This window comes from Blastomonas sp. CCH1-A6 (genome assembly GCF_001556365.1).
Classification (GTDB): Bacteria; Pseudomonadota; Alphaproteobacteria; order Sphingomonadales; family Sphingomonadaceae; genus Blastomonas; species Blastomonas ursincola.
The window spans coordinates 1-310 of the sequence record NZ_LSIS01000380.1; the positions used below are offsets into that span (position 1 = coordinate 1).

Annotated in this window: 1 pseudogene; it reads right to left on the reverse strand. The window is 66.5% G+C overall.

Annotated elements, in window-relative coordinates:
* Nucleotides 1–310 (reverse strand): annotated as a pseudogene (locus AX735_RS26055) (ABC transporter permease); the annotation flags it as partial.

Sequence of the window (310 nt, forward strand, 5' to 3'; positions counted from 1 at the left end):
GCCCTGGAAATTGTCGCCCAGCGCGAGAGGGACCACCTGGGCGACACCGGGGTCGTCGCGCAGGCGTTCAAGTTCGCCGAGCGGGATGTTTCCGGTCGGAACATCGATATGATAGACGCTCGAAAGCACCAGCTGCAGCGGCGAGCCCTTGGCACCGACGACCAGATCGATCCCGCGCGCGTCGCGCTCGAATCGCTCTCCGGCCTGCTCGGCAAATTGCAGCAGCAGCACCAGCGTCGCGACCGCAATGCCGAGCAGCAGCGCGTTGAGCGCCACGCCGAGCGGTCGATCGCGCATATAGGCAAGCGCC